1 protein-coding gene is annotated in these 532 nt (G+C 69.0%); it reads left to right on the forward strand.

Annotated features, from left to right (window positions below; translation table 11 throughout):
- On the forward strand, nt 1–532 hold a 532-nt coding region (locus ADL05_RS28410; RefSeq protein WP_156366093.1), incomplete at both ends, for a GTP-binding protein.

Genomic DNA, 532 nt, shown 5'->3' on the forward strand with positions numbered 1-532 from the left:
CCGAGGTCGCCCGGGAGGCGGGGCGTCGGCGGACGTTCGCGGTGATCTCGCACCCGGATGCCGGTAAGTCGACGCTGACCGAGGCCCTGGCGCTGCACGCGGCGGCGATCTCCTCGGCGGGTGCGGTGCACGGCAAGGGTGACCGTCGGGGTGTGACCTCGGACTGGATGGAGATGGAGCAGGACCGGGGGATCTCGATCACCTCGGCGGCTTTGCGCATCGACTATGGGGACCGGGTGCTGAACCTGGTGGACACTCCGGGTCACGCGGACTTCTCCGAGGACACCTACCGGGTGCTGTCGGCGGTGGACTGCGCGATCATGCTGTTGGACTCGGCCAAGGGTCTGGAGCCGCAGACGCTGAAGCTGTTCGACGTGTGCCGGGCGCGGAAGATGCCGGTGATCACGTTCGTGAACAAGTGGGACCGGCCGGGGCGGGAGCCGTTGGAGCTGCTGGACGAGATCGAGCAGCGGATCGGGTTGCGGCCCACGCCGTTGAACTGGCCGGTGGGTATCGCCGGGGACTTCCGCGG

Source organism: Nocardiopsis sp. NRRL B-16309, assembly GCF_001279585.1.
Taxonomy (GTDB): Bacteria; Actinomycetota; Actinomycetes; order Streptosporangiales; family Streptosporangiaceae; genus Nocardiopsis.